The sequence below is a fragment of the Exiguobacterium acetylicum DSM 20416 genome (assembly GCF_000702605.1).
GTDB lineage: Bacteria > Bacillota > Bacilli > Exiguobacteriales > Exiguobacteriaceae > Exiguobacterium_A > Exiguobacterium_A acetylicum.
On record NZ_JNIR01000001.1, the window covers coordinates 431,949 to 458,029 of the forward strand.

Consider the following 26,081-nt stretch of genomic DNA (forward strand, 5'->3'; position numbering starts at 1 on the left):
GTTGGCGGAATGTCCTTTTCGTCAGTCGAGAAACGTGCAATCAAGCGTAACGCTCATCCGTTTCTTCGTTCTCTTCTTCTTTCAGATTACCTTCTTCCGATTTCGAGACGATGACGGCACATGCTGCGTCACCAGTGATGTTGACGGCTGTCCGCATCATATCAAGAAGACGATCGACACCGATGATTAAAGCGATCCCTTCGACCGGTAGATTGACCTATTGAAGAACCATCGTCAACATGACGAGACCGACACCCGGTACACCGGCTGTTCCGACCGATGCAAGAACAGCTGTCAGGACGACAGTCGCAAGTTGACCTGGCGTCAAGTCAACAGCGTAGACTTGCGCGATGAAGACAGTCGCGACACCTTGCATGATTGCTGTTCCATCCATGTTGATCGTCGCACCAAGAGGCTGGACGAAACTTGAGACGGAACGCGGAACCTTCAACTCTTTTTGAGCCGTTTGCATCGCAACAGGGAGTGTTGCGTTCGACGAAGACGTCGAGAAAGCGAACAGCATGACAGGTGCGAACTTCTTAAAGAAGAAGAACGGGTTCATCTTCCCAAGAAGTGAAACAGTCGAACCATACGTCAATACGGAATGGACGAATAGTGACAAGATGACGACACCCATATAAAGTCCCATTGCTTTTAGCGAATCCCACCCTTGAGAACCGACGGCTGATGCGATCAAAGCAAATGCTCCGAGCGGTGCCATTTTCATGACGAGCGTGATCAAGTACGTCATTAAATCATTACCCTGCTCGATGAACGTCCGTAGTGTCGAGACTTTTTGACCGAGGAACGTGATCCCAAAACCGATAAAGACACTGAAGACGATGATTTGTAGCATATTTCCTTCCGCCATCGACGTGATCGGGTTCGTCGGGAACATACCAACGATTGTGTTGATTATGCTCGTATCTGGTAGATTTCCGTTATCATATTCCAGACCTTGCGTCTCGAAGTTACCAAACGTACCCGGTTTGATCAGTAATGACAAACCGAGAGCAATGACAATTGCGACAGCTGTCGTCGTCATGAAGTAAGTGATGGCTTTACCACCAACACGACCAAGCTCTTTTGGATTTCCAAGTCCCATGACGCCAAGGGCGATTGAGAAGAAGACGATCGGTACGACGAGCATCTTAATTAAGTTCAGGAAGATCGTTCCGATGGGTTGTAAAGCATATTTATTCAATCCCTCATAAATCGACTTGTCCGGTAAGGAAGCGAGGACGATTCCGAGAATCACCCCGAGAATCAATCCCCAAATGATGCGCTTTGCTTCTTTCATAAGTGATGTCACACTCCTTTATTTGATAATTGTCTATATTTTGACACATCATCACCCTTTTTGACAAAACATTTTAAAAAATACATGATAACGCTTACAAAAAAGTTTCTGGATTTTGATGCAGGAATGACTAGATTTTGTTGTCAAACGGATGCAACCATGAGAGGATAGATAAGAACAAAAAGGAACAGCGTAGGGTACAGAAAAGTCGCTAGAATCAACTGTTGACCAAATTGTATATTCCTACTATAATGTTGTATGACGTGTCTGACACGTTTCCTTTAGTCGGTAATATCGGAGGGAGGGAAAACTAGTGGAAACTCGTGTACGTAAAAATGAATCACTTGAAGACGCACTTCGTCGCTTCAAACGTGGTGTTTCAAAAGATGGTACGCTTGCAGAAGTTCGTAAACGTAAACACTACGAAAAGCCAAGTGTAAAACGTAAGCTTAAATCGGAGGCTGCGCGTAAGCGTAAGAAGTTCTAACGTTAGAGAGGGTGTATCCTCATGAGTCTTCAGGAGCGTTTGACAGCGGATATGAAAGAAGCCATGCGTCTACGTGAAAAAGATCGTCTTACGACGATTCGGATGGTGAAATCATCGTTGCAAAATGAAACGATCAAACTCGGTAAGCAAGAATTGACAGACGAGGAAGAATTAACGATTCTTTCACGTGAAATGAAGCAGCGCAACGACTCCCTCCGAGAATTCGAAAGCGCTGGTCGTCACGATCTCGTCGAGAAAATTCAAGCAGAGATTGTCGTGCTCGAAGCTTATATGCCAAAACAGCTTTCCGAGGAAGAAGTACAGGAAATCGTCGACGCAGCTATTGCGCAGACGGGTGCCTCTGCTCCTTCAGATATGGGGAAAGTAATGGGTATCGTCATGCCACAGCTTAAAGGCAAGGCAGACGGTGCGTTAATTAATCGACTCGTCAAACAACGGCTCGCTTAATACATGAAAAAGGTGTCCTTCGGGGCACCTTTTTTGTCGTTCCTGTCACAATTAAAAGTTTCTTAATGAATTCAGAATAGTCATGAAACCTTTTTGTTTTGAAAGCGTATATAATTATAGTAACGAATCAAAGTGCAAAAGAAGCAACTTCTGACACGAATGAAAAGGGGTGAACGTACGCACGACGTTTAGCTTAGGGATGATTTTGGCGGTCTTCATGATCGGGGTCCTCATGTTACTGGTCGAAATATTCGTCACAGGGTTCGGAATCTTTGGAGTCCTCGGAATCGGGGCTGTCCTTGCTAGTCTGATCATGGCAGGTGCTACAGTTGGTCAAGTAGGCATAGCGGTTGGACTTGCTGTATTTCTATCACTTGCGGCCGGATACTGGGCATATCGCAGAATTAAATCGAATCAATCCTTATTATGGAGAGGTTTGATTTTGACAGATTCCACATCGTCTGAAAAAGGCTATCTTTCTCATCAAGACAAAGTGCAACTGTTGGGACAAGAAGGAGTCAGTCTGACACCTCTCCGTCCGTCAGGAACAATTGAAATCGACGGAAATCGAATCGATGCGGTTACGGAAGGGACCTTCATTCAAGCGGGGGAAACGATCGTCGTAAAAGAAGTGACGCATGGACGCGTCATTGTTAGAGTCCAACATACGAAGGAGGAGTCCCACACATGACACCTGAATTATTGACTGTATTACTCATATCCGGAGGAATTTTAATTTTCCTCGCCATCTTCTTCACGCTCGTTCCGATTCCACTTTGGATTAGCTCGCTCGCAGCGGGAGTGCGCGTATCGATCTTTACATTAGTCGGGATGCGTCTTCGTCGAGTAACACCGTCTAAGATCGTCAATCCGTTGATCAAGGCGGTTAAAGCGGGATTGAACTTGAATACGAACCAACTGGAAAGTCACTTCCTTGCTGGTGGTAACGTTGACCGCGTCGTCAATGCTTTGATTGCAGCACACCGTGCGAATATCGAGTTGAGCTTCGAACGCGCAGCGGCGATTGATCTTGCTGGTCGTAACGTTTTGGAAGCTGTTCAAATGTCGGTTAACCCGAAAGTCATCGAAACACCATTCATTGCCGGTGTGGCGATGAACGGGATTGAAGTGAAAGCGAAAGCCCGGATCACGGTACGTGCGAACATCGATCGTCTCGTCGGTGGTGCTGGGGAAGAAACGGTCATCGCACGTGTTGGTGAGGGTGTCATCTCAACAATTGGTTCGTGTAATGACCAAAAAGAAGTACTTGAGAATCCAGAGATGATCTCACGGACGGTTCTTGCAAAAGGACTCGATTCGGGTACGGCGTTCGAGATTCTCTCGATTGATATTGCAGATATTGATATCGGTAAGAATATCGGTGCGGTTCTGCAGACGGATCAAGCAGAAGCGGATAAGAACATTGCGCAAGCGAAAGCCGAAGAACGTCGCGCAATGGCGATCGCAAGTGAACAAGAGATGAAATCACGTGTTGAAGAGATGCGTGCGAAGGTTGTCGCTGCTGAAGCGGAAGTGCCGCTTGCTATCGCTGAAGCGATGCGTGACGGTAACTTTGGTGTCATGGATTATGCGAACTACTTGAACGTGACAGCAGATACGAAAATGCGCCAAGCAATCGGTGGGCAATCATCACCAAATGACTCACAATAAAGGGTGAGACGGTATGGATATCATATGGGTCGGATTGATGATCGCATTCGGTGTCATCTCCGTCATCTCAAAAGCAGCAGATAAAAAACCGAAGCAGACGAACCGAACTCCTTCAAAGGAGTTCGGTGAATATGTGAAGCAAATGACCGAACAGGTCGATACGATGCGACAAGAGACGGTACCTCCACCTGTCGTTCGTAAAAAAGCACCCGCGAAGAAACAACCGGGGGTAACGCAAACGAAAGCGCGACCAGTTCATGAACGAACGGAATTGCAACAACGTTTGGACCAACGTCAAAAGCAACATTCGAAAAAAGGGATGTCCTCATCGACGATTGGCGAAATCAAAGATAGCGTAGCAGATGGTGCCATTGGATCGTCTAGTCGTTCAGCATCAGCAACGACGATTTCACAAGATGAAATGCGACGTGCCATCGTTTGGAGTGAAGTTCTTGGTGCGCCTGTTTCCAAGCGCAAACGCTAATATTTGTCTAGTGAGTCGATTCTACGAAACGCGTAGGATCGACTCTTTTTATTTCCTAAAAGGTGGGAACGGGTTTTTCTTTCCATCTTTTCGGCGGAAGTGCTAAAGTGGAAGAGATTAGATATGAAGCGATGACAACTTGTTATCCATGACTAGGAGGCCATTCACAACGTGATATTCAACGAAAGAATCCCATTTGCATTTTCGAATTCAGAACAGATTCAAGCATTCGTCGGTCCGAATGATGCAGTCTTACGTACGATGGAAGCAGAACTTGACGTTCAGCTGACCCATCGAGGAGATGAGCTGTTGGCACAATCCGAACAGGAGCAGTCTGTGATCTTAGCAGGACAGGTCGTAGGCGTCTTGAAACAACTTGTGAATCGCGGAGCTGTTTTAACGGAACGTGACGCGACGAGCGCCATTCAACTTGCACGTCAAGATCGTGTGGATGAACTGCTAGAACTTTACGATACGGTCATTCATACGAATCATAAAGGAAAACCACTTCGTGCAAAGACACTCGGTCAAGCACGTTACGTTCGGGGAATCGACCGCTGTGATTTGACATTCGGTATTGGTCCAGCGGGAACCGGAAAAACGTATCTTGCTGTCGTGATGGCAGCAAAAGCGTTAAAAGAAGGTCACGTCAAACGACTCGTCCTGACGCGTCCGGCAGTAGAAGCAGGAGAAAATCTAGGATTTCTTCCAGGGGATCTTAAAGAAAAGGTCGATCCCTATCTACGTCCTCTGTACGATGCGCTACATGACGTGCTTGGTGTCGAGCATACGGCTCGTCTGCTTGAACGTGGTGTCATCGAAATCGCACCGCTTGCTTACATGCGAGGACGGACGCTTGAACATGCTTTTGTCATTCTCGATGAAGCGCAAAATACGACACGGGAACAAATGAAGATGTTCCTGACGCGTCTCGGATTCCATTCGAAGATGATTGTTACGGGCGATTTAACACAAGTCGATCTTCCGCGTGGAAAAACGTCTGGTCTACAAGAAGCGTTACATTTGCTCGGCAATGTCAAAGGGATTCATTTTGAGCACTTTGGCTCAGCTGATGTCGTACGTCACCCACTTGTCCGAAAAATCGTTGATGCTTATAGTCAGGATTTGACCTAAGCCGTTACGGAAATAGAGGAAAAAGGGGGAGATGATATGCGCAAGGTTGGGGTCTGGGTCGGTCTTTTGACAGTAATATTCTATCTCATCGTATCGACGATGATGTATGTCAGCGTTCGACCAGAAGCCTTGTCCGCAGAACCATTCTCAATTGCAGAAGAAGATATCCGGTCACCCTTGACGATGGAGGACCGGGTCGCAACAAATCAAATCAAGGAAAATTCGGTTGCTGCAATCGAGAGTCAGTATACGATCAAACAAGAGTATGCAGCACAGCAAATTGATAAAGTAGAACAACTTTTTGCTAGTTTGTCCGGTATTAAAAAAGCAAATGAGATCGGTAAAATCAAACAGCGTCTGCGTGGAACGGAGGCGGCGACACTGTTGAAGGATGATGAGTTACGCTTGCTTGTGACGTCGACGACAGCACTTCGGAATACGACACGTGACGTCGTCATTACAGCGATTGAAGAAGCGATGCGTCAACGTATCTCGTCCGATGGTGGTGAAGTAGCAGAAGCACGTGAGAATGCGCGGACTGATATCGAACGTTCGCCGCTCTCCTTCTCATTAAAAGCAGTCGCTAAAGCGCTGACCGATCAACTGATCGTGACGAATTACGTCTATGATCCGGAAAAGACGGAACAGCTTCGTAAGCAGACGAGTGATAAAGTCGAACCGGTTATTATTTCAGAAGGTGAAGTGATCGTCAAACGAGGCGAAGTGATTTCACAAGATGCCTATCGTCAGCTACAACTGGTCGGTTTGATTTCTGATCGACAGTCGTTGAAACCGTTACTCGGTGCGATGCTTGTCAGTGCGTTGATGACTGCCTTTTTATTTGGATTCATTCATCGTTCGAAATTGCGATACGCTCAAATGGGGCGGATTCGTTTATTCGGTCTTGTCTATCTCGTCGTCAGTCTACAATTACTCGTCATGTATGGTATGGCGTTCTTAGCAGACGACATCAATCCTGCACTTTACTTACTCACACCGACCGCTTTTGCTGCGCTTGTCCTGCGCAATTTATTGAACGAACGGATTGCATTATCGAGTTCTCTTTTTACGGCGCTTGCTGGAACGTTCTTCTATAGTGCAAATCAAAACTTCAGCTTCAATATCGCGATCTATTTATTGGTCGGTGGGTTAGTTGCAACGTTTTTCCTACAATCTAGTTTGTCGCGTCGTCGTATTTTCATGAGCAGTATTTCGATTGCCGGAGCAAACATCGCGATTTTCTTAGCATTCGTCCTGTTACGAAGTGGTACGTTCGAACTACGAGAAACGCTGATTTTAATCGGTTTTGCGATTGCGAGTGGTATCTTGAGTGCCGTCCTAGCAATTGGACTATTGCCGTTTCTTGAGATGACATTCGGTATTTTAGCACCGACCCGCCTACTCGAACTGTTGAACCCGACGCATCCGTTACTCAAAAAACTATTAGTTGAAGCACCGGGAACGTACCATCATAGTATGATGGTCGCGAACCTAGCAGAAACAGCCTGTGAAGCAATCGGAGCAGATGGATTGCTTGCACGAGTCGGAGCCTACTATCATGATTTAGGGAAAACGCGACGACCACTTTATTTCATTGAAAACCAGCATGGACGCAATCCCCATGATCGATTGACACCGGAAGAGTCGGCACGTGTCATCTTGGCACATACTGAGGATGGTGTTGAATTACTCGAAGACGCAAAACTGCCTGCAGCGATCATCGATATTTGCCGCCAGCATCATGGAACCTCTCTGCTACGATACTTTTATGTCAAGGCAGCAGAACAAGGTGAGGTCGACGAGGAGACGTTCCGTTACACGGGTCCGAAACCACAAACCCGTGAAGCGGCGGTCATCATGATCGTTGACTCGATTGAAGCGGCAGTTCGTTCGATGAAAGCTCCTTCAGAAGAAGGAATTCGGGACTTGGTCTCGAAAATCATTCGTGAAAAGATGATGGATGACCAATTTGCGGAATGTGACATTACGACACGTGAGATTTATCGCGTCGGTGAAAGTGCGTGTCATACCTTATCCGGTTTGTTCCATGAACGAATCGAGTATCCAGAATTAAAGAAAGAGGCAACGACATGAATATTTATATGACAGACGAAAATAATCGTCTAACGGAAGAACAACGACAGCTTGTCGAATCGATTTTGATTTACACGGCGGAACAAGAAGAAGTCGATTCAAATAGTGAGTTGTCCGTGACTTTCGTCTCAAACGATGAGATTCAAGAAATCAATCGTGAATGGCGTGGAAAGGATCAGGCGACAGACGTCATTTCCTTTGCGATGGAAGAACTCGGAGAAGATGAAATCGATTTTGGATTGCTGGAAGATGAACCAATCGTCCTCGGCGATTTGATCATTTCCGTAGAACGGTGTCGTGAACAAGCGGCAGAGTATGGCAATCATTTTGAGCGAGAGCTCGGTTTCCTCGCTGTCCATGGTTTTCTCCATTTACTCGGATACGATCACATTGAAAAAGCAGATGAGGAAGTCATGACGAAGCGACAGGAGGAAATCCTGCATCACTTCGAGTTATATCGGGGCACATTGTGAAAAGCTGGTGGCAACCCTTTCGACATGCCATGAACGGATTGTGCCAATCGATTCGAGAAGAACGGCATATGAAAGTTCACGTGACAGTTGGTGCCATCGTGTTACTTGTCGCTTTTCTATTACCCTTGACGTCTGTCGAGCGAGCGATTCTCTTCTTGACGGTCGGGATCGTCATCAGTGCCGAGATGTTCAATACAGCGTTTGAGCGCGTCGTTGATCTCGTGACGCAGGAATGGCATCCACTGGCAAAAGCAGTCAAGGATATTGCAAGTGGAGCTGTTCTTGTGTTGGCGCTTACATCTATTGCAATTGCACTATGCATCTTCATCCCATATTTGGTACAATAAGAATCCGGCCTTTTTGGCCAATACCGTTCCTAAGAAGGGGATACTCACATGAAAACAGAACAATTACTCGAACAAGCTAAACGTGCACGCGAAAAAGCGTATGTTCCATATTCGAAATTCCAAGTCGGTGCTGCTCTACTAACAAAAGACGGACAAGTCTTCCATGGTTGCAATATTGAAAACGCTGCATATGGTCTTTGTAACTGTGCAGAACGGACAGCAATCTTCTCTGCATGGGCACAGGATGCGCGCGAGTATGCAGCGATGGCTGTCGTTGCGGACACAGAAGGACCGGTCGCACCATGTGGACAATGCCGCCAAGTGCTATCAGAGATGTGTGACGCAGATATGCCAATCTATTTGACGAACCTTAAAGGGGATGTCACAGAAACAACAGTGGGCGCCCTCTTACCAGGAGCATTCACGAAAGGGGATTTACATGTTTAAAGAAGGATTCAAATCGGGCTTTGTCTCGATCATCGGACGCCCGAACGTCGGAAAATCGACATTCCTCAACCGTGTCATCGGACAAAAGATTGCCATCATGTCTGATAAGCCACAAACGACGCGAAATAAGATCCAAGGTGTCTATACGACAGAAGACGTTCAGACGATTTTCATCGATACACCAGGGATTCATAAACCAAAACATAAACTCGGTGACTTCATGATGAAGGTCGCAACGAACGCATTGCGTGAAGTTGATGCGATTTTGTTCATGGTCAACGTGACAGAACCAAAAGGAAAAGGTGACGATTTCATCATTGAAAAATTGAAGGAACTCGATACACCCATCATTCTCGTCATGAATAAGGTCGATTTGATTCATCCGAATGATATTCCGCCAATCATCGAGTCATATAAAAATGAGCTCGAGTTTGCGGCAGTCGTTCCGATCTCTGCGCTTCAAGGTAACAACGTCGGACCGTTACTTGAAGAAATCGCGAAGATCTTACCAGAAGGACCGATGTATTACCCGGCGGATCAAGTCACTGACCACCCGGAGCGTTTTATCATCTCAGAGATGATTCGTGAGAAAGTCTTGCAGAAGACACGCGACGAAGTACCACACTCGATCGCAGTCGCGATTGATCAAATCAAGACGCGTGAGAATGGAAACATGGTCGATGTCCATGCGACGATCTTGATCGAGCGCGATTCCCAAAAAGGAATCATCATCGGTAAACGCGGAGCACTTCTAAAAGAAATCGGCTCTGAAGCACGAACGGACATCGAGATGTTACTCGGAACGAAAGTTTACCTGAACTTGTGGGTCAAAGTCCAAAAGGATTGGCGTAACAAGGCCGGTCAATTGCGTGAACTTGGCTTCCGCGATGACGAGTACTAAGCGATGATCGATAAGGCGGAAGGGCTTGTACTACGAACGGTCGTATACGGTGAATCGAATAAAATCGTCACGCTACTGACACGTGAATACGGCAAGCTCGCCGTCATGGCGCGAGGAGCGAAGAAGCCGGGTAGTCGTTTTAACGCGGCAAGCCAGCCTTTCGTTCGAGCCGTCTATATCTATCCAAGGTCACGTGGTCTCGGTCAGTTGAAATCAGCAGACGTCATCACGAGCCACGCGCATATCCGGCAAGATGTCGTCTTGATGGCGTATGCGATGTATCTACTGGAGCTTGCAGATAAAGCGCTTGATGAACGGGTGCCACAACCGGCACTGTATGATTTATTCGTCGAAGGACTGGAGGCGATGGATGAAGGACTCGATCCTGACGTCGTCTCTTTCATCATCGAATTGCGTCTGTTGCGTCATCTAGGGATTGCGCCTCATTTGAATGGTTGTACGATTTGCGGGAGTGCTGAAGCACCGTTTGCTTTTTCGTTACACCATGGCGGTCTACTCTGTCGCCGGCATCGCCATGAGGATGAACATGCTGTCTTCATGTCAGAGGCAGTCGCGAAGATGCTTTACGTATTTTCTGTCTACGATTTTTCACGGATCGGGACCGTGACGGTGAAACCGGAAACGAAGCGTCTACTACGTCAAATCATGGATGCTTATATGGAACGTTACAGCGGGTTACGCCTGCGTTCAAAACGTGTCCTCGACCAGTTGATTGATTTCGGCAACGATTGACAGCAACAAGCGGGTTCGGTAGAATAAATGCGGTAGAAGTAACTAAATGAACACGATGACGAAAAGGAGTACCGTCTTTTTCTCAATCAAGCGATTCCAGGGTGGTGTGAGCTGGGAGTGAGAGGGGCGCGAATGGCGTTTCGGAGTGTTCTTTGTCAAAAAGAGTGGCATGCGATGCATGCAAGTAGGGTGGAACCGCGGGCTCGTCTCGTCCCTATGTGCAACGATTGTTGTACATAGGGGCGTTTTTTGCGTTCCTTAATCATTTCGGAGGTGAAAGTCGTGAAGATGACAGTACAAGACATGATCTTGACATTACAAAAATTTTGGGCAGAACAAGGCTGCTTGACGATGCAAGCATACGACGTAGAAAAAGGAGCCGGTACGATGAATCCGATGACATTCTTACGGAGTCTCGGACCAGAACCATGGAACGTTTGTTATACAGAACCATCACGCCGTCCAGCTGACGGTCGTTACGGGGAGAACCCGAACCGTCTGTATCAACATCATCAATTCCAAGTCATCATGAAACCATCACCTGACAACATTCAGGAATTGTACTTACAAAGTCTCGAGTTGCTCGGTATCAACCCACTCGAACATGATATCCGTTTCGTAGAGGATAACTGGGAGAACCCAACGTTCGGTGCTGCAGGTCTCGGCTGGGAAGTGTGGCTGAACGGAATGGAAATCACGCAGTTCACGTACTTCCAACAAGTCGGTGGAATCGAGTGTAATCCAATCGCAGTAGAGATCACTTACGGAATTGAGCGTCTCGCGTCGTATATTCAAGACGTCGAGAGTGTTTTTGATCTCGTTTGGACGGATGGCTTCAAATACGGTGATATTTTCTATCAACCAGAGTTCGAACATTCGAAGTATACGTTTGAAACATCTGATGTCGCGTTACTCTTCACGTTGTTCGATCAATATGAAAAAGAAGCAAATCGTGCCTTGGACGAGAACCTCGTTTTCCCGGCATATGATTACATCTTGAAATGTTCGCATACCTTTAACCTTCTCGACGCGAAGGGAGCAATCTCTGTTACGGAACGCACAGGATTCATCCATCGTGTCCGGAACATGTCGCGCCGTTGTGCGCAAAGTTTCATCGAAGAACGGGAACGTCTTGGCTTCCCATTGATCAAGTCGAAAGCAGGTGAGTCACATGCATGAATTATTACTTGAAATCGGTTTAGAAGAAATGCCGGCTCGATTCGTCCTTCAATCGGAAACACAACTCAAGGAACGCGTGACGCGTTTTCTTGAAGAAGCACGGATTGAGTTCGCGAGCGTTGAATCCTTCTCGACACCACGCCGTCTTGCAGTGTATGTCAAAGGTCTCGCAGCACGTCAAAGCGACCTCGAAGAGACATTAAAAGGACCAGCAAAACGCATCGCGATGGATGAAGACGGTAACTGGACGAAAGCAGCCGAAGGATTCGCGCGTGGTAAAGGGTTAACGACGGATGATCTTTTCCTTGGAGAAGAAAAAGGAGTCGAATACCTTTATGCGACACGTAAGGAAGTCGGACAAGCGACAGCTGATCTACTTCCTGGACTAAAACAAGTCGTCGAAGCGATGACATTCCCGAAAAACATGCGTTGGAGCACACAATCGTTACGTTACATGCGTCCGATTCGCTGGTTGATTGCCCTGCTTGACGATCAAGTCATCCCGTTTGAAGTCGCATCCGTCGAAACAGGTCGGACATCGCGTGGACATCGTTTCCTCGGGCAGGACATCACAATCCTGCGTCCGAACGCGTATGTCGAAGCGCTCGCAGGAGAAAACGTCATCGTCAGTTATGAAGCACGTCGTCAATTGATCGAAGAACAAATCGCAGCGCTTGCGGCACGCGAACAATTCGAAGTGCCGATTGATGCGTCTTTACTTGAAGAAGTCACGAACCTCGTCGAGTATCCGACAGCCTTGTTCGGTGCATTCGATGAAGCGTATCTTGAGTTACCAGAAGAAGTCTTGATCACGACGATGAAAGAACACCAACGTTACTTCCCGGTCAAACGTGACGGTGCGTTGCTCCACTATTTCGTCACGGTACGAAACGGAAACACAACACATCTTGAAAACGTCGCACGCGGAAACGAAAAAGTCATCCGTGCTCGTTTAGCCGATGCGCAGTTCTTCTATGAAGAAGATAAAAAAGCAGATATCGATGAACAGGCGAAACGTCTTGATAAAATCGTCTTCCATGAAAAATTAGGAACGACAGGCGAAAAAGTCCGTCGCGTCCGTCAGATGGCGCTCGCACTTGCAGATCGTGTCGGTGCGGACAAAACACGTGTTGAACGTGCAGGACAAATCTATAAATTCGATCTGGTCAGTCAAATGGTCTATGAATTCACAGAATTACAAGGTCTGATGGGTGAGCGTTATGCGAACATGAAGAATGAGGATCCGGAAGTTGCGGCTGCGATTCGTGAACATTACATGCCACGCTTCGCGGGTGATGCAAGTCCGGAGACACCGACAGGAACACTCTATGCGATTCTTGATAAGATGGACAGCGTCGCTGGATTCTTTGGCGTCGGTATGATTCCGAGTGGATCAGCGGATCCGTACGCATTGCGTCGTCAAGCACAAGGGATTGTTCAAATCTTATCAGATCGTAAGTTGAATCTGACATTGACTGAACTGATTGCCTTCGTCGTTTCAGAACAGGTGGCAGCAGGTCTTTATGCGAAGGATGCCGAAGAAGTTCAAGCTGCATTACAAGACTTCTTTGCACAACGCTTGAAATACCGTCTATCGGAAATGAACTTCCGTCATGATGTCGTCGAAGCCGCTCTTGATCATACGTTGACAGTCGAAGCGAATGAGCAGCGTGCTGCGATGCTTGAAAGTGCGACGAAAAAAGAATTGTTCAAGAAAACGGTCGAACAACTCAGTCGTGTCTTAAACATCTCGAAAAAAGCAGAAGACGTCACAACTGTTAATCCAGCGCTCTTTGAAAATGATGCGGAACGCGCGTTGCATGAGGCGATTGAGAAAACCTTACCAGAGGTAGATCAAGCCATCGCGTCACTTGATTATGAACGAGCGCTTGAGGCACTTGAGGCAACCGTTCCGTCGATCACAGCATACTTTGACGGTACGATGATCATGACGGACGACGAAACAGTCCGTACGAACCGTCTTAGCGAAATGAAACGATTTGCGCAAGCAATCGAATCAGTCGCCCGGTTCAATGCACTTACTTTAGCGTAAAGAAAAAGGACGGATGAGCCGATGAAGTTAAATGAACGGCAAAAAAAGATACTCCAAATCGTCAAAGAGAATGGTCCGATCACGGGAGAGCAGATTGCTGCAGCGCTCTCCCTGACACGGGCGACATTACGACCCGATTTGTCGATTTTAACGATGACCGGCATGCTAGAAGCGCGTCCACGTGTCGGCTATATGTACGTTGGAAAGAAAAATGCGTCCATGCTTCATGAGAAACTCGACACCTTGACCGTCGGCGAATTCATGTCTTCGGCAAAGGTCATTCATGAAGGGATGACCGTATACGATGCGATCGTTCACTTATTCCTTGAAGATGTTGGTTCGCTGTTCGTCGTCAGTAAGGACCATGCGTTAGTCGGTGTGTTGTCACGTAAGGATTTTCTACGTGCGGCAATCGGTAATCAAGAATTAGACTCGTTACCGGTCAACATCATCATGACACGGATGCCGAATTTGACGGTCTGTGAAAAATCGGAGACGTTGATTGGTGCCGGTATGAAACTGATCGAAAAACAGATTGATTCAATGCCAGTCGTCGAAGAGGAGAACGGCGTCTTGAAAGTCGTTGGTCGAATGACGAAGACGAACATGACGAAAGTGTTGGTCGCTTTAGCACGTGATGAAGAAATTTAAGGAGGGTTCCTGATGCGTCAACGGATTTATGTCGTGAGTGACTCTGTCGGAGAGACGTGTGAACTCGTCGTCCGCGCAGCTGCAATCCAATTCCCGGAACAAGCCATCGAAACGGTCCGCATTCCGTTCGTCGATGATGATCAAGTCATTTATGACTTGGTTCTTCATGCGAAAGAAGAACAAGCGACGATCGCTTTTACGATCGTTCATGCGACCCATCGTCGTCTGCTTGCAGACACAGCGCGTGCCCACGGTGTAAAAGCGATTGATCTACTTGGTCCATTGCTTGATACGATGGAAGATCGCTTGCAGATGCAACCGAAGGAAGAGCCAGGATTAATCTATCGCTTAGATGAGGAATATTTCCGAAAAATCGAAGCGGTCGAATTTGCTGTTAAGTATGACGATGGACGTGATCCAAAAGGAATTAAACGTGCGGACATCGTCTTGATTGGGGTGTCGCGTACATCTAAGACACCGCTTTCGCAGTATCTGGCCTTGAAACGATATAAAGTAGCGAACGTACCACTCGTACCTGAATCGATCCCGCCGACAGAGCTATTCGATATTCCAAAAGAAAAATGTTTTGGACTACTCATCTCACCGGAAAAGTTGATCGACATCCGAATGGAACGCCTGCGTTCATTAGGACTCAAACCAGAAGCAGCGTACGCGCAGATGGACCGAATCAACCGGGAACTCGAATACGCACGGAATTTATACGAACGAATCGGTTGCCAAGTCATCGACGTGACGAATAAAGCAGTCGAGGAAACGGCGAACCTGATTTTGACCGGAATTTCCGGGAAGGCGCATGACTAGTCAAGCAGTCAGGAACATAGTATACTTGTTTAGCTGATAAATGAGATAATGCCCTTTTTCTAATGAAACGGAACGAGTCATCGTTCCGTTTCATTGCGGGTATGGTCATGTAAGGATAAGTTCTCAAGGAAAGGGGAGAGGACGGAATGAAGCGAATTCCTGATGAAATCGTCGATCAGGTCCGCCAAGCAACGGACATCGTCGAATTGATTTCAGAACGTGTAGAATTAAAAAAACAAGGGAATCGATATTCAGGGCTTTGCCCGTTTCATTCTGAGAAATCACCTTCCTTTTCTGTTTCTCCTGATAAAGGGATGTACTACTGTTTTGGATGTGGTGCAGGTGGAAACGCGATCACTTTCGTCATGGAAACAGAAGGAATGAGTTTCAAGGAAGCCGTCTCTAAATTAGCTGATCGAAGTGATGTCACACTTCCGGAACTGGAGCCGGACCGATTCGAACAATCAGAATCGACACCCGAACAGGAAAAGAAGTTCCGGATGCGCGAAGCACATCGGATCGTCACCGAGTTGTATCATGAGGTGTTGATTCAAACGGAAGCAGGCGACGCAGGACGAATCTATTTAGAGAATCGCGGTATCCGTGAAGGTGCGATGCGTGAGTTCCGACTCGGGTATGCGCCGGATCAAGATCGTTTTACAGTGGATTCCTTGGCACGACGTGGGTTTGATTTAGATGAGATGGTCGAAGCGGGATTGATTTCAATCGGACGCGATGGCGATTATCGAGATCGATTCAACGGTCGAGTCGTATTCCCTATCTCCGATCGTGATGGCACGATCGTCGGATTTAGTGGACGTTCGATTGATGGTCGTGATCCGAAGTATGTCAATACAGCGGAAACACCTTTGTTCAATAAAAGTGAACTGTTATTCGGATTCGCTCAAGCACGAGGGGCGATGCGCAAAATCAAACAAGTCGTCCTCGTTGAAGGGAATCTTGATGTTGTGCGTGTCGCTCAAGCGGGTATACCTTATACGGTAGCTTCTTTAGGAACAGCCTTAACACCGGTTCATGCCCAAAACCTAGCACGTATCGTCGATGAAGTCATTATTTGTTATGACGGAGACAAGGCAGGACGCGCTGCGACGTTAAAAGCCCTACAGTTGCTTGAAGCCGTTGCCGTCGACTGTTCCGTCATCCGTTTACCGGATGGCGAAGACCCGGATTCCTTCATTGGGACTCAGGGCGAAGAGACGTTTTTACACTGGATCGAACAAGAACGGGTTTCAAGTCTTGAATTCAAATCTTTTTATTTTCGACAAGGAAAAAACTTGCGATTAGAAGGAGAACGCGTTCGATATATTGAAACTATGCTTGAAGAGATTGGTCGAACATCCAATCCGTTGTTACGGGACATTTATTTAGGAAAACTTTCTGAGGAATTCAAACTCTCGAAAGACTCCTTGATCGCACAAGTGCGTCCAACCGTGCAACAACCGAAGAGAGAACAAATCGTTTCCGATCGCCCAGCTGCTCTACCGACAGCACCTCCTGACCGAACGTTCGCGAACTGGAAGAAGGCAGAACGCTTCTTGCTTGCCTACATGATCCGTTCAGAAGAAGTATGTCTTGAAGTGCGAGAGCAACTAGGTGTCCAATTCAATGATCCGGCACACCAATTGATTGCCGGCAAGCTATATGAATTTTACGGAGCAGGTACGCAGGGAAGTCCTGATCGTTTTTTGACGATGTTGCACGACGCCTCTTTGCAACGAATTGTAGCGGATTTAGAGTTCATGCTGATGCCTGAGTATGATCCTGATTTGCTCAGTCACTACATTCGTGCCGTCCAAAATGAACAGCAACGTCGGTTGTTAGAAGAAGAAAAGTCACGATTGAATCAACAAACAGATATCCGTGCTCAAGCGGAGCTGATGCAGGCGATCATAGAACGGAAGCGTCGTTTAAAAGATCGATGACCTGCTGCATGATGTGGAAGGAGTGTATGGTTCGATGGCAGAAAAAGCAAGATCAGAAGCTGAATTACTCCGTCTCGCGAAAGAGGAACTCATCGCGCTCGGACATAAAAATGGTGAATTGTCACACCAAAAGATCGAAGACAAACTAAGTTCGTTCGAATCAATGGATGCTCAGCAATTCGAGGAATTCCTTCAATTGCTTGAAACAGAAGGTATCAAGGTCAACAATGACGGTACAGGGGACGAAAAAGAAGAGGCGGATCTAAACGATTTGTCTGTTCCTCCTGGTGTCAAGATCAATGACCCTGTCCGGATGTATCTAAAAGAAATCGGTCGTGTCGATTTGTTGAATGCGGAAGACGAAGTCGAACTCGCAAAACGAATCGAGCAAAACGATGAAGAAGCAAAAAAACGATTGGCGGAAGCAAACTTACGTCTCGTCGTTTCGATTGCTAAACGGTATGTCGGACGTGGCATGTTGTTCCTTGATTTGATTCAAGAAGGAAACATGGGTCTGATCAAGGCGGTCGAGAAATTCGACTATACGAAGGGATACAAATTCTCGACGTATGCAACATGGTGGATTCGCCAAGCAATCACACGTGCGATTGCTGACCAAGCGCGGACAATCCGAATTCCGGTTCACATGGTTGAAACGATCAATAAATTGATTCGTGTCCAGCGTCAACTCTTGCAAGATCTTGGACGTGAACCATCACCGGAAGAAATTTCGAAAGAGATGGAAATCACGCCGGAAAAAGTCCGTGAAATCCTGAAAATTGCGCAAGAACCGGTTTCTCTGGAAACACCAATCGGGGAAGAGGGTGATTCACATCTCGGAGATTTCATCGAGGACCAAGATGCGACAGCACCACAAGATGCTGCGGCATACGAACTCTTGAAAGAACAACTCGAAGATGTGTTAGATACACTGACGGATCGTGAAGAAAACGTCCTCCGTCTTCGTTTTGGTCTTGACGATGGTCGGACACGGACACTTGAAGAAGTCGGAAAAGTATTTGGCGTTACACGTGAGCGGATTCGTCAAATCGAAGCAAAAACACTTCGGAAGTTACGTCATCCGAGTCGTTCAAAACGCTTGAAAGATTTCCTCGATTAATTCAAAGTGTGAAGAATATATGAAATTTTAGTGGGAAGGAAGAAAAAAGTTTCGTTTTTTTCTTCCTTCCCTGTTTTTTTTACAGTAGAATAGTAACGGGGAATACCATTCAGTCACCAACTTGGTTGGGTATAGAATATGGGGGGAATCCAAATGCGTAATCCATTAGTACCGTTCGCGGCGATCGCAGTCATCGCCATCATCGCTATGATTTCATTGTCTTACTTTGGGGTCGATCAGGTGAAGGAAGCTCGCAAAGGGCCGTCAACTGCAGAAATGAAGCCAGAAGACTTGTTTGCATCTAAAGGATGTACAGGATGTCACGGTGGAAACTTAGAAGGCGGAACAGGTCCGAACTTAACAAAGATCGGCGCGAAGCTGAAAGAAGATGAAATTAAAGACATCGCAATGAACGGTAAAGGGCAAATGCCTGGCGGTCTTGCGAATGACGAAGAAGCAGCTGTTCTAGCCAAATGGTTAGCTGCTAAGAAATAAGAACAAGGGCATCTATCTCGTCACGAGATGGATGTTTTTTTGTGGTGTATGGTATCTTTTTTAGCGTAAATCCGCTATTTTTAAAAGAGAGTTTTTCGGAAAATAGGAAGGATGAAGATGATGCAAATGAACGTCGTATTGGATCAACGACTCCAAAAAGTCGTGTCGTATATTCCACAAGGAGCAATCCTCGCAGATATTGGATCAGATCATGCATTCGTACCATGTTTTTGTATCCAGCAACATAAAATCGAACGCGCGATTGCAGGAGAGGTGAATGAAGGACCGATGGAAGCAGCAAAAGGACAAGTTGCACTGGTTGGGCTCGAGTCCCAAATCGATGTTCGCCTTGGAAGTGGTCTATCGGTTTTAAAGCCGGGCGAAGCAACGGCGATCACGATTGCGGGAATGGGAGGAACTCTGATTGCCTCAATCCTTGAAGAAGGGAAAGATCGGTTGTCGGGAGCGGAACGCTTGATTCTTCAACCGAATGTCGATGCAGTCGATGTCCGGAAGTGGTTGTTGACGAATTCATATGCGTTATTGTCTGAAGCCATCGTCGAGGAGAACGGGAAGATCTATGAAATTCTTGTTGCAGAACGTGGAGATGAAACACTGTACTCAGAGGACGAAACAACACGTCAGTGGGAATTGTTCTTTGGACCACAGTTAATGCGGGAACGTGCACCAGAATTCATCGAAAAATGGCAGATCGAAAAACAAAAGCGGGAGTATATCCTAGCTCAGATGAAACAAGGACAAGCAACGGAGGTTTTATCTGAAAAAATCGAAGCCATCGAACGGTTGATTCAAAAGATGGAAGAGGTGACAAACTAATGGCGAATGGGAACCATGTCATTGAGCAGTTTGAAGCATTTGCTCCGAAAAAATTCGCACTCGAAGGTGATCCGATTGGTCTACAAATCGGAACATTGAACAAGGACGTCAAACGTGTTCTCGTAACACTTGATGTCTTGGAGTCTGTCGTGGATGAAGCGATTGAAAAGAAGGTCGATCTCATCATCGCGCATCATCCACCGATTTTTAGTAAGTTAGCAAATGTGACGGATCGTTCTGCAACAGGACGGATCGTCACAAAATGTATCAAACACGATATTGCGGTGTATGCTGCGCATACGAACCTTGACGTGACACCAGGCGGGGTCAATGACTGGATGGCAGATGCGCTTGGTCTTGAGTCTTGTGAAGTACTAGCACCGACGTTTGAAAACACGCAATATAAACTAAGTGTCTTCGTACCGACTGAGGCTGTAGAGCGCGTTTCAACAGCCCTTGCACAAGCGGGAGCAGGAAAAGAAGGGGACTATAGTGATTGTCAATTCCACGTCGATGGAACGGGTCAATTCCGACCGTTGACGGAAGCTACCCCGTATATTGGTGAAGCAGGGCGACTCGAACGCGTTTCAGAAGTCCGAATCGAGACGATCGTCACGGAACTGAATCAGAAACAAGTCATTCGAGCGATGAAACAGGCTCATCCATATGAGGAAGTCGCCTATGATCTCATTCGTCAAGAACGTCCAGCAACATCACTTGGTCTTGGGCGGATTGGTCGGTTGCCGGAAGCAATGACGTTGCGTGAATTTGCAGAGCATGTTCGCAATGCGTTTGGTGTACAAAACTTACGCTTCGTAGGAGACGAATCACGCCACATCCAAAAAGTTGCGGTCCTTGGTGGTGACGGCAATAAGTACGTCTCGACTGCAGCATTTGCGGGAGCGGATGTCCTTGTGACAGGCGATCTCTATTTTCATGTTGCGCATGATGCGATGGCACTTGGACTAGCAGTCGTCGATCCAGGACATCATGTAGAGTCGGTCATGAAGGAAGGCGTCGTCAACGAATTGAAGCGTCGATTCGAACAGAAAAAAATCGACGTCGAACTGCTGATTTCAACAGCGAATACGAATCCGTTTCAGTTTTTATGATGAATCGAATGGAATCCGTCGATGCTACCGTCGTATTTAGTAATAAAAAAACCGAGTCGCGAATGACGATCGCGACTCGGTTTTGCTGTATCGATTGTAATGATTAAAGTACTTTGACTTTAGGCAAGATGCGTCGTAATTCAAGGAACGGTGTCTTGTCATGCGTACTGATATCAGCAGGATCATATTGTTGTAGGAAATCGATGACCTTTTTCGTGATCGGTGTTGGCGTTGATGCACCTGATGTGACACCAACTTGCGTGACACCTTCGAGCCAAGTTAAGTCAAGTTCCGTTAGATCACCAATCCGATGCGCTGGAGTGCCAGCGATATCGAAGGATACTTGTGCCAAACGGTTCGAGTTGTTCGAACGCGGGTCCCCGACGACGATGACGAGATCGCAGTCTCCTGCTTGATCAGCCACCGCTTCTTGCCGGACTTGTGTTGCGTTACAGATTTCATTGTGTACTTCTACATGCGGATACTTTTTACGAACGTGTTCCATCAAAGCTTGGACATCCCATTGGCTCATCGTCGTCTGATTCGTGACGATGATTTTTTTGTGGGCAAGCTGAGGCGGAAGTTCATCAATATCTTCGACTTTTTCGATGAGGTGCACATGCTCTGGTGCTACACCGACTGCACCTTCAGGTTCCGGATGTCCATGTTTGCCGACGTAGATGACTTCATAATCATCCGCGACGACTTGTCGAATCAAATCGTGCGTACGCGTCACGTCAGGACATGTTGCATCGACGACGTGTAAGTTCTTCTCAGCAGCACGCGCATAAACTGCAGGTGAAATGCCGTGTGCAGTAAAGATGACAGTGCCCTCTTGAATCGTCTCTAACGCTTCGAGGCGATCGGGACCATCGACAGTGATGACACCCATATTTTCGAACTCACGTGTCACGTGAGCATTGTGGACGATCATCCCTAAAATATGGATCGGACGTGGCAAGTCTTTATTCAATGCCGCTTGTTGTGCAAGTTTCATTGCATCGACGACACCGTAACAATAGCCGCGGGGGCTGATTTTTTTTACTAGCATAGTTATGGATTCTCCCTTTGCGAAAAAGAATGATTAGTTAGAGTGTACCATTGATTGAAGCTGAATGAAAATAGAGGAGTCTGTTTCATCCACAGAACATGCTATACTAATGAAGTTGTCAATTATTCAAAAGGGAGGCGAAGGGATGGAGTCTAAGAAAATGATGCGGTCGTATTTTTTTCAAATCACCGCCGTCTTATTCATCCTGATTTGTCTTGTCATTTCAGCGCTTGCCTTCACTGCTGACCGGGTCACGATTTCTCGGGTCGAGCAACAAACAGAGAAACAGAGCGAAAAGAGTGTCGAGGTCTCAGGAAATGCGATTCGCGACAATATTGGGAATCTGCACGAAGAGATCATGAGCTTGCAGTTGAATGTCAAAAACCCCGAAAAGCTGAAACAAAAAATTGAAGAATCAAATCTATTAGACATTGATACAGGATTTAAGAGTTTCTTCTACTTTGATCGACAGACGAAGCAAATCACTTGGTTCTCAAGTGAGGATCGACGCATAGAAAACAGTACGATCCTAAAAGATGATGAATTCTTGCAAACGTTGACGAGTACGGATTTTCATATGAGTAAGTTGTATACGATGGAATCAGACGCCGTTTCCTATATGTTCGTTCCGGTTCGAGACGGCAATGAACGTGTCGGTGTCTTTGGTGGTGGGTTAAGTGTCATGAACTCGATCGTCTTTCGGAATTCACTTGAATCATTTGACGATCAAACGATTGCCTACCTGTTCAATAGTAAAAAAGAATTGTTAGCCACATCCAGTAATCTGGTACCGGATGAAGAACGCTTATTATCGAAAAGTGTCATTGAACGTGCTTTTGAATCGGTAGAGCCTTCTGAGATTTTTAGTACGAACCAAGATATGTATTACTTTGCGAAAGATTTGAAGGTGACGGATTGGAAGATTCTCGTTCGAACGCCACGAAGCGTCTTTTATGAACCAGTCTACACGACACGGCAACAGTATTTGATCATCGCTGCCTTGACGCTCGTCCTCAGTCTGATCGTCGGCTATTTGATGTCAAAACAATTGACGGCGCCGATGCTTGAACTTGTGAATAAGATTGAGAAAAGCACCTCACCCAAACCAATCGTTCTCGAGCGTGCCGGATCAAACGAAGTCAAGACACTCGTTGCTGCCTATAACGAGTACGCTCAACGGATGGAAAATGCGCGCCTTGAGCAGTTGAGTCAACAACAAACGATGTTACATCAAGAAAAACTAGCCTCACTGGGTCAACTAGCAGCTGGAATTGCCCACGAAATCCGTAATCCACTAACGCCAGTCAAGATGACGTTACAGTTGTTAGCAGCAGAAAAGGATCGTGATCCAGAAATGTTGATTCTCGCCTTATCGGAACTGGATCGAGCAAATGGCATGATTCAAACGATGCTTGATTTATCGAAAGGCGAAAACAATGCGCTTCAAAAAACGACGATCGATATGAATGATTTAATGAAGAAGCTGACATATATCTTAGAAGCGGAAGCTCATCATTACGAAGCGGACTGCAAAATTTATACACCGTCCTTCATGCCAAAGATTTATGCATCGGAAGAGGGGATTTTGCAGATTTTAGCAAACTGTGTCCGTAATGCTCTTCAAGCTGTCGCGTTTAAAGGACCGGATGGAATCTGTCATCTGCATGTCCACGTTTATCCAGAAGAAGTCGTATTCATTGTTCAGGATAATGGGGTAGGGATGGATGGAAATCAAATTGATCATGTCGGTCAAGCGTTTAAGACATCAAAAGTCGATGGCAATGGACTTGGACTCTTCATGTCGAAACAAATCGTTCGTGATCATAAAGGAAAGATGATTTTTGATAGTAAGCCAGGGGTCGGTACGACGATTCAAGTCCACTTACCTCGAAAGGAGCAAACGGAATGAAATTCAATAAGGCCTGGTTATTCGTCCTAATTGTTTGGATTTCATCCGTTTTGTTCATTTCCAATTTATTCGTCAATCCGGATCCGAGTCCACGTCGTCATCTCATCGGCTTCACGATCGTCAATGATAAACATGAATTTGCGCAACGACTTGTCGATGCGTTCAAGACACAAGCCAAACTGAATAAATATGAAGCAGTCGTCGCGACGTCTCATAACTCACGCATCAATGAACGTGAGCAGATTCAAGAGTTCATTCGAATGAAGGTGGATGCAATCTTCGTGACGACGCTGGATGATGTCTATATCGCTAGTACGTTAGAAGAGGCAGCCCGTGCTGGGATTCCGGTCTTCGCGATCGATCGATTGATTCGCTCCGAAGCAGTCGTCAGTTCGATCACCTCGAATAACCAATTGATCGGGGAACAACTTGCCTCGTTCATCAAACATGAACGCATCAAGCAGACGGGACGAGCCACCGCTAATATCATTGAAGTCGCAGGTACGGCAAACGTCAATACGACGAATGAACGACACCGGGGATTTTTGACTGGTCTTGAGCGTGAGGCGGAACTTCAAATCGTCGAATCCGTGAATGGAGATTACGATCCCGTCACTTCAGAACAGGTCATGACGCAGGTGATTGAGTCGGGAATTCCGTTTGATGCCGTCTATTGTCACAATGACGATATCGCGCTAGGTGTCCTCGAAGCATTGAAAAAAGCAGGCATCAAAGGAAAAATAATTGTCGGCATAGACGGGAATCGTGCTATATTAGAAGCTGTTGACATGAAATCGATGGATGCGACGGTCGTCCAGAGTGCTGATGAGATGATGAAAGTCGCCTTCAGTGCATTGAAGCTTCATACGAAAAACAAAAAGATTCCAACTCGTTTTTATACGTACTCCTATCTGTATGACGGTAGTAGACCCATAACCATGTTGAACTAATCGAGAGGCAGAAGCCTCAGCAAATAAGGAAAGGACGGTGTCAATTCATGAATGGATTCAGCCATTATCAATTACACCCGTTCGTCATCGAAGCACTCGATGACGCCCGCATCACAAAACCGACCGACATTCAGTCGCGGATCATCCCAGCTGCAGTAAAGGGACGCGATATCATCGGTCAATCACAAACCGGCACAGGAAAAACGTTATCGTTCCTTCTTCCGATCGTTCAAAACGTCGATCCAAAGCTTCAAGAATTACAAGCAATCATCGTTGCTCCAACGCGCGAACTTGCTTGGCAAATTCATGAAGAACTGAAATCGTTACTCGTGAAGGAACCAGACTTCATCAAGACGAGTCTCATTACAGGTGGAATGGATCGCGAACGTCAAATCGGTCGTGTAAAAGTCTCACCCCAAATCGTCATCGGAACACCGGGACGTATTCTAGATTTATTCAAGGAACAAGCATTGAAGCCACATTTCGTGAAGCATTATATCATCGATGAAGCGGATCAAATGCTCGACATGGGCTTCTTGCCAGAAGTTGACCGGATTGCGCAAGCTCTTCCAGAACAGCTTCAGATGATGGTCTTCTCAGCAACGATTCCTGAGAAATTGCAACCGTTCTTGAAAAAATATATGAATAACCCGCGTTATGCGCATGTGGATCCAAAACAACAGACAGCGAAGAAAATCGTTCACCATACGATTCCGGTCAAGCACCGTGAGCGCTCGCAATTGACGTTGAAAGTCGCGAAAGCGCTGAATCCGTATATCTGTTTGATCTTTACGAATACAAAAGCAGAAGCAATCGAAGTCGAAGCTTTGTTCTTAGAAGCAGGATTGAACGTTGGTTCTCTTCACGGAGACCTTCCGGCTCGTCGTCGTAAGCAAGCCATCAAAGAAATCAACGATGCGAAGTATCAATACGTCATCGTGACGGATCTTGCTGCACGCGGAATTGATATTTCAGGTGTCTCGCACGTCATCAACCATGGTATTCCAAAAGATTTAGACTTCTACGTCCACCGTGTAGGTCGGACAGGTCGTGTCGATCAAGATGGATTGGCGTACACATTGTTTGAAGATCACGAGAACGGTATGATCAATCGCTTAGAGGACCGTGGCATTCAATTCACGAACGTCGATGTCAAAGGTAGTCAAATCGTCGAAGTCAAAGAACGTCGCCGTGCGAAGCCGCACATGAAGACTGCCGTCTCGAAGACAGCGCATAGTCGCCTTTCGGGTGAAGCAGCAAAAGCGAAAAAACGTGTTAAACCAGGTTATAAGAAGAAACATCAATACAAGCTGAAAGAAACAGCAAAACGTGAACGCATCAAAGAACAACGTGGTGTCGGTCGCGCGCAACGTAAAGAAAACGCACGCAAATCAAAATAA

25 protein-coding genes and 1 pseudogene are annotated in these 26,081 nt (G+C 46.5%); 24 read left to right on the forward strand and 2 right to left on the reverse strand.

The features are described from left to right. Positions 1–40: 40 nt before the first annotated feature. Positions 41–1,300 (reverse strand): annotated as a pseudogene (locus P401_RS17445) (dicarboxylate/amino acid:cation symporter). Positions 1,301–1,613: 313 nt separating this feature from the next. Between P401_RS17445 and rpsU the strand changes: the two are divergent. The 21 genes from rpsU (at position 1,614) to P401_RS0102280 (ending at position 20,771) form a co-directional block, all read left to right on the forward strand. Further along, the gene (gene rpsU / locus P401_RS0102180; protein WP_012369719.1) at positions 1,614–1,787 is read left to right on the forward strand and encodes a 30S ribosomal protein S21; all 174 of its coding nucleotides are present in this window, start codon (positions 1,614–1,616) and stop codon (positions 1,785–1,787) included. A 21-nt stretch (positions 1,788–1,808) separates the two neighbouring features. Beyond that, positions 1,809–2,255: a GatB/YqeY domain-containing protein gene (locus tag P401_RS0102185; protein WP_023467485.1), complete on the forward strand. Its 447-nt coding sequence runs from the start codon at positions 1,809–1,811 to the stop codon at positions 2,253–2,255. A gap of 199 nt (positions 2,256–2,454) precedes the next feature. After that, positions 2,455–2,946, forward strand: coding sequence for an NfeD family protein (locus P401_RS0102190; protein ID WP_051656223.1), 492 nt, complete (start codon positions 2,455–2,457; stop codon positions 2,944–2,946). Next, on the forward strand, positions 2,943–3,926 hold the full coding sequence (gene floA, locus P401_RS0102195; RefSeq protein WP_023467489.1) for a flotillin-like protein FloA: 984 nt from the start codon (positions 2,943–2,945) through the stop codon (positions 3,924–3,926). The genes P401_RS0102190 and floA overlap by 4 nt, the downstream gene beginning before the upstream one ends. Positions 3,927–3,939: 13 nt before the next feature. Beyond that, positions 3,940–4,410 (forward strand): hypothetical protein, encoded by a 471-nt coding sequence (locus P401_RS0102200; protein WP_029341030.1) that lies wholly within the window; start codon positions 3,940–3,942, stop codon positions 4,408–4,410. Positions 4,411–4,581: 171 nt separating this feature from the next. After that, the gene (locus P401_RS0102205; RefSeq protein ID WP_023467492.1) at positions 4,582–5,544 is read left to right on the forward strand and encodes a PhoH family protein; all 963 of its coding nucleotides are present in this window, start codon (positions 4,582–4,584) and stop codon (positions 5,542–5,544) included. Positions 5,545–5,580: 36 nt separating this feature from the next. Continuing rightward, positions 5,581–7,638: an HD family phosphohydrolase gene (locus P401_RS0102210; RefSeq protein WP_029341032.1), complete on the forward strand. Its 2,058-nt coding sequence runs from the start codon at positions 5,581–5,583 to the stop codon at positions 7,636–7,638. Continuing rightward, positions 7,635–8,111: an rRNA maturation RNase YbeY gene (gene ybeY / locus P401_RS0102215; RefSeq protein ID WP_029341033.1), complete on the forward strand. Its 477-nt coding sequence runs from the start codon at positions 7,635–7,637 to the stop codon at positions 8,109–8,111. Before P401_RS0102210 ends, ybeY begins: the two co-directional genes overlap by 4 nt. A 29-nt stretch (positions 8,112–8,140) precedes the next feature. Continuing rightward, on the forward strand, positions 8,141–8,458 hold the full coding sequence (locus P401_RS0102220) for a diacylglycerol kinase (protein ID WP_231681784.1): 318 nt from the start codon (positions 8,141–8,143) through the stop codon (positions 8,456–8,458). Positions 8,459–8,506: 48 nt separating this feature from the next. Beyond that, a complete protein-coding gene (locus P401_RS0102225) occupies positions 8,507–8,905 on the forward strand; it encodes a cytidine deaminase (RefSeq protein ID WP_023467498.1) in 399 nt (132 codons plus the stop codon). Further along, complete coding sequence (era, locus tag P401_RS0102230) at positions 8,898–9,806, forward strand: GTPase Era (protein ID WP_023467500.1); 909 nt, start codon at positions 8,898–8,900, stop codon at positions 9,804–9,806. The genes P401_RS0102225 and era overlap by 8 nt, the downstream gene beginning before the upstream one ends. A gap of 3 nt (positions 9,807–9,809) precedes the next feature. Continuing rightward, a complete protein-coding gene (gene recO, locus P401_RS0102235; RefSeq protein ID WP_023467502.1) occupies positions 9,810–10,559 on the forward strand; it encodes a DNA repair protein RecO in 750 nt (249 codons plus the stop codon). A 288-nt stretch (positions 10,560–10,847) separates the two neighbouring features. Next, positions 10,848–11,738 (forward strand): glycine--tRNA ligase subunit alpha, encoded by an 891-nt coding sequence (glyQ, locus tag P401_RS0102240; RefSeq protein ID WP_029341034.1) that lies wholly within the window; start codon positions 10,848–10,850, stop codon positions 11,736–11,738. Continuing rightward, positions 11,731–13,791 (forward strand): glycine--tRNA ligase subunit beta, encoded by a 2,061-nt coding sequence (glyS, locus tag P401_RS0102245; protein WP_029341035.1) that lies wholly within the window; start codon positions 11,731–11,733, stop codon positions 13,789–13,791. The genes glyQ and glyS overlap by 8 nt, the downstream gene beginning before the upstream one ends. 21 nt (positions 13,792–13,812) lie before the next feature. Beyond that, entirely contained in the window at positions 13,813–14,442 is a 630-nt protein-coding gene (locus P401_RS0102250) for a helix-turn-helix transcriptional regulator (protein WP_029341036.1), read from the forward strand. A 12-nt stretch (positions 14,443–14,454) separates the two neighbouring features. Next, on the forward strand, positions 14,455–15,264 hold the full coding sequence (locus P401_RS0102255; protein ID WP_029341037.1) for a pyruvate, water dikinase regulatory protein: 810 nt from the start codon (positions 14,455–14,457) through the stop codon (positions 15,262–15,264). Positions 15,265–15,410: 146 nt separating this feature from the next. Further along, positions 15,411–17,207, forward strand: a complete 1,797-nt coding sequence (dnaG, locus tag P401_RS0102260; RefSeq protein ID WP_029341038.1) for a DNA primase — start codon at positions 15,411–15,413, stop codon at positions 17,205–17,207. A 34-nt stretch (positions 17,208–17,241) separates the two neighbouring features. Continuing rightward, positions 17,242–18,327 carry an RNA polymerase sigma factor RpoD gene (rpoD, locus tag P401_RS0102265; protein WP_029341039.1) on the forward strand — a complete coding sequence of 362 codons (1,086 nt, stop codon included), beginning with the start codon at positions 17,242–17,244 and terminating at the stop codon, positions 18,325–18,327. A 153-nt stretch (positions 18,328–18,480) separates the two neighbouring features. Continuing rightward, complete coding sequence (gene cccA, locus P401_RS0102270) at positions 18,481–18,822, forward strand: cytochrome c550 (protein WP_029341040.1); 342 nt, start codon at positions 18,481–18,483, stop codon at positions 18,820–18,822. A 117-nt stretch (positions 18,823–18,939) separates the two neighbouring features. Beyond that, positions 18,940–19,659 (forward strand): tRNA (adenine(22)-N(1))-methyltransferase, encoded by a 720-nt coding sequence (locus P401_RS0102275; protein ID WP_328286309.1) that lies wholly within the window; start codon positions 18,940–18,942, stop codon positions 19,657–19,659. After that, positions 19,659–20,771 carry a Nif3-like dinuclear metal center hexameric protein gene (locus P401_RS0102280; protein ID WP_029341042.1) on the forward strand — a complete coding sequence of 371 codons (1,113 nt, stop codon included), beginning with the start codon at positions 19,659–19,661 and terminating at the stop codon, positions 20,769–20,771. The genes P401_RS0102275 and P401_RS0102280 overlap by 1 nt, the downstream gene beginning before the upstream one ends. A 103-nt stretch (positions 20,772–20,874) precedes the next feature. Here P401_RS0102280 and P401_RS0102285 read toward each other — a convergent pair whose 3' ends face one another. Next, positions 20,875–21,822 (reverse strand): 4-hydroxy-3-methylbut-2-enyl diphosphate reductase, encoded by a 948-nt coding sequence (locus P401_RS0102285; RefSeq protein WP_029341043.1) that lies wholly within the window; start codon positions 21,820–21,822, stop codon positions 20,875–20,877. Positions 21,823–21,967: 145 nt separating this feature from the next. On the opposite strand from P401_RS0102285, the gene P401_RS0102290 reads away from it, so the two are divergent. Genes P401_RS0102290 through P401_RS0102300 form a run of 3 tightly spaced genes read left to right on the forward strand, consistent with a single transcriptional unit; the run spans position 21,968 to position 26,081 of the window. Then, a complete protein-coding gene (locus P401_RS0102290) occupies positions 21,968–23,731 on the forward strand; it encodes a two-component system sensor histidine kinase NtrB (protein ID WP_029341044.1) in 1,764 nt (587 codons plus the stop codon). Beyond that, positions 23,728–24,681, forward strand: coding sequence for a sugar ABC transporter substrate-binding protein (locus tag P401_RS0102295; protein WP_029341045.1), 954 nt, complete (start codon positions 23,728–23,730; stop codon positions 24,679–24,681). Before P401_RS0102290 ends, P401_RS0102295 begins: the two co-directional genes overlap by 4 nt. A gap of 47 nt (positions 24,682–24,728) precedes the next feature. Beyond that, entirely contained in the window at positions 24,729–26,081 is a 1,353-nt protein-coding gene (locus P401_RS0102300) for a DEAD/DEAH box helicase (protein ID WP_029341046.1), read from the forward strand.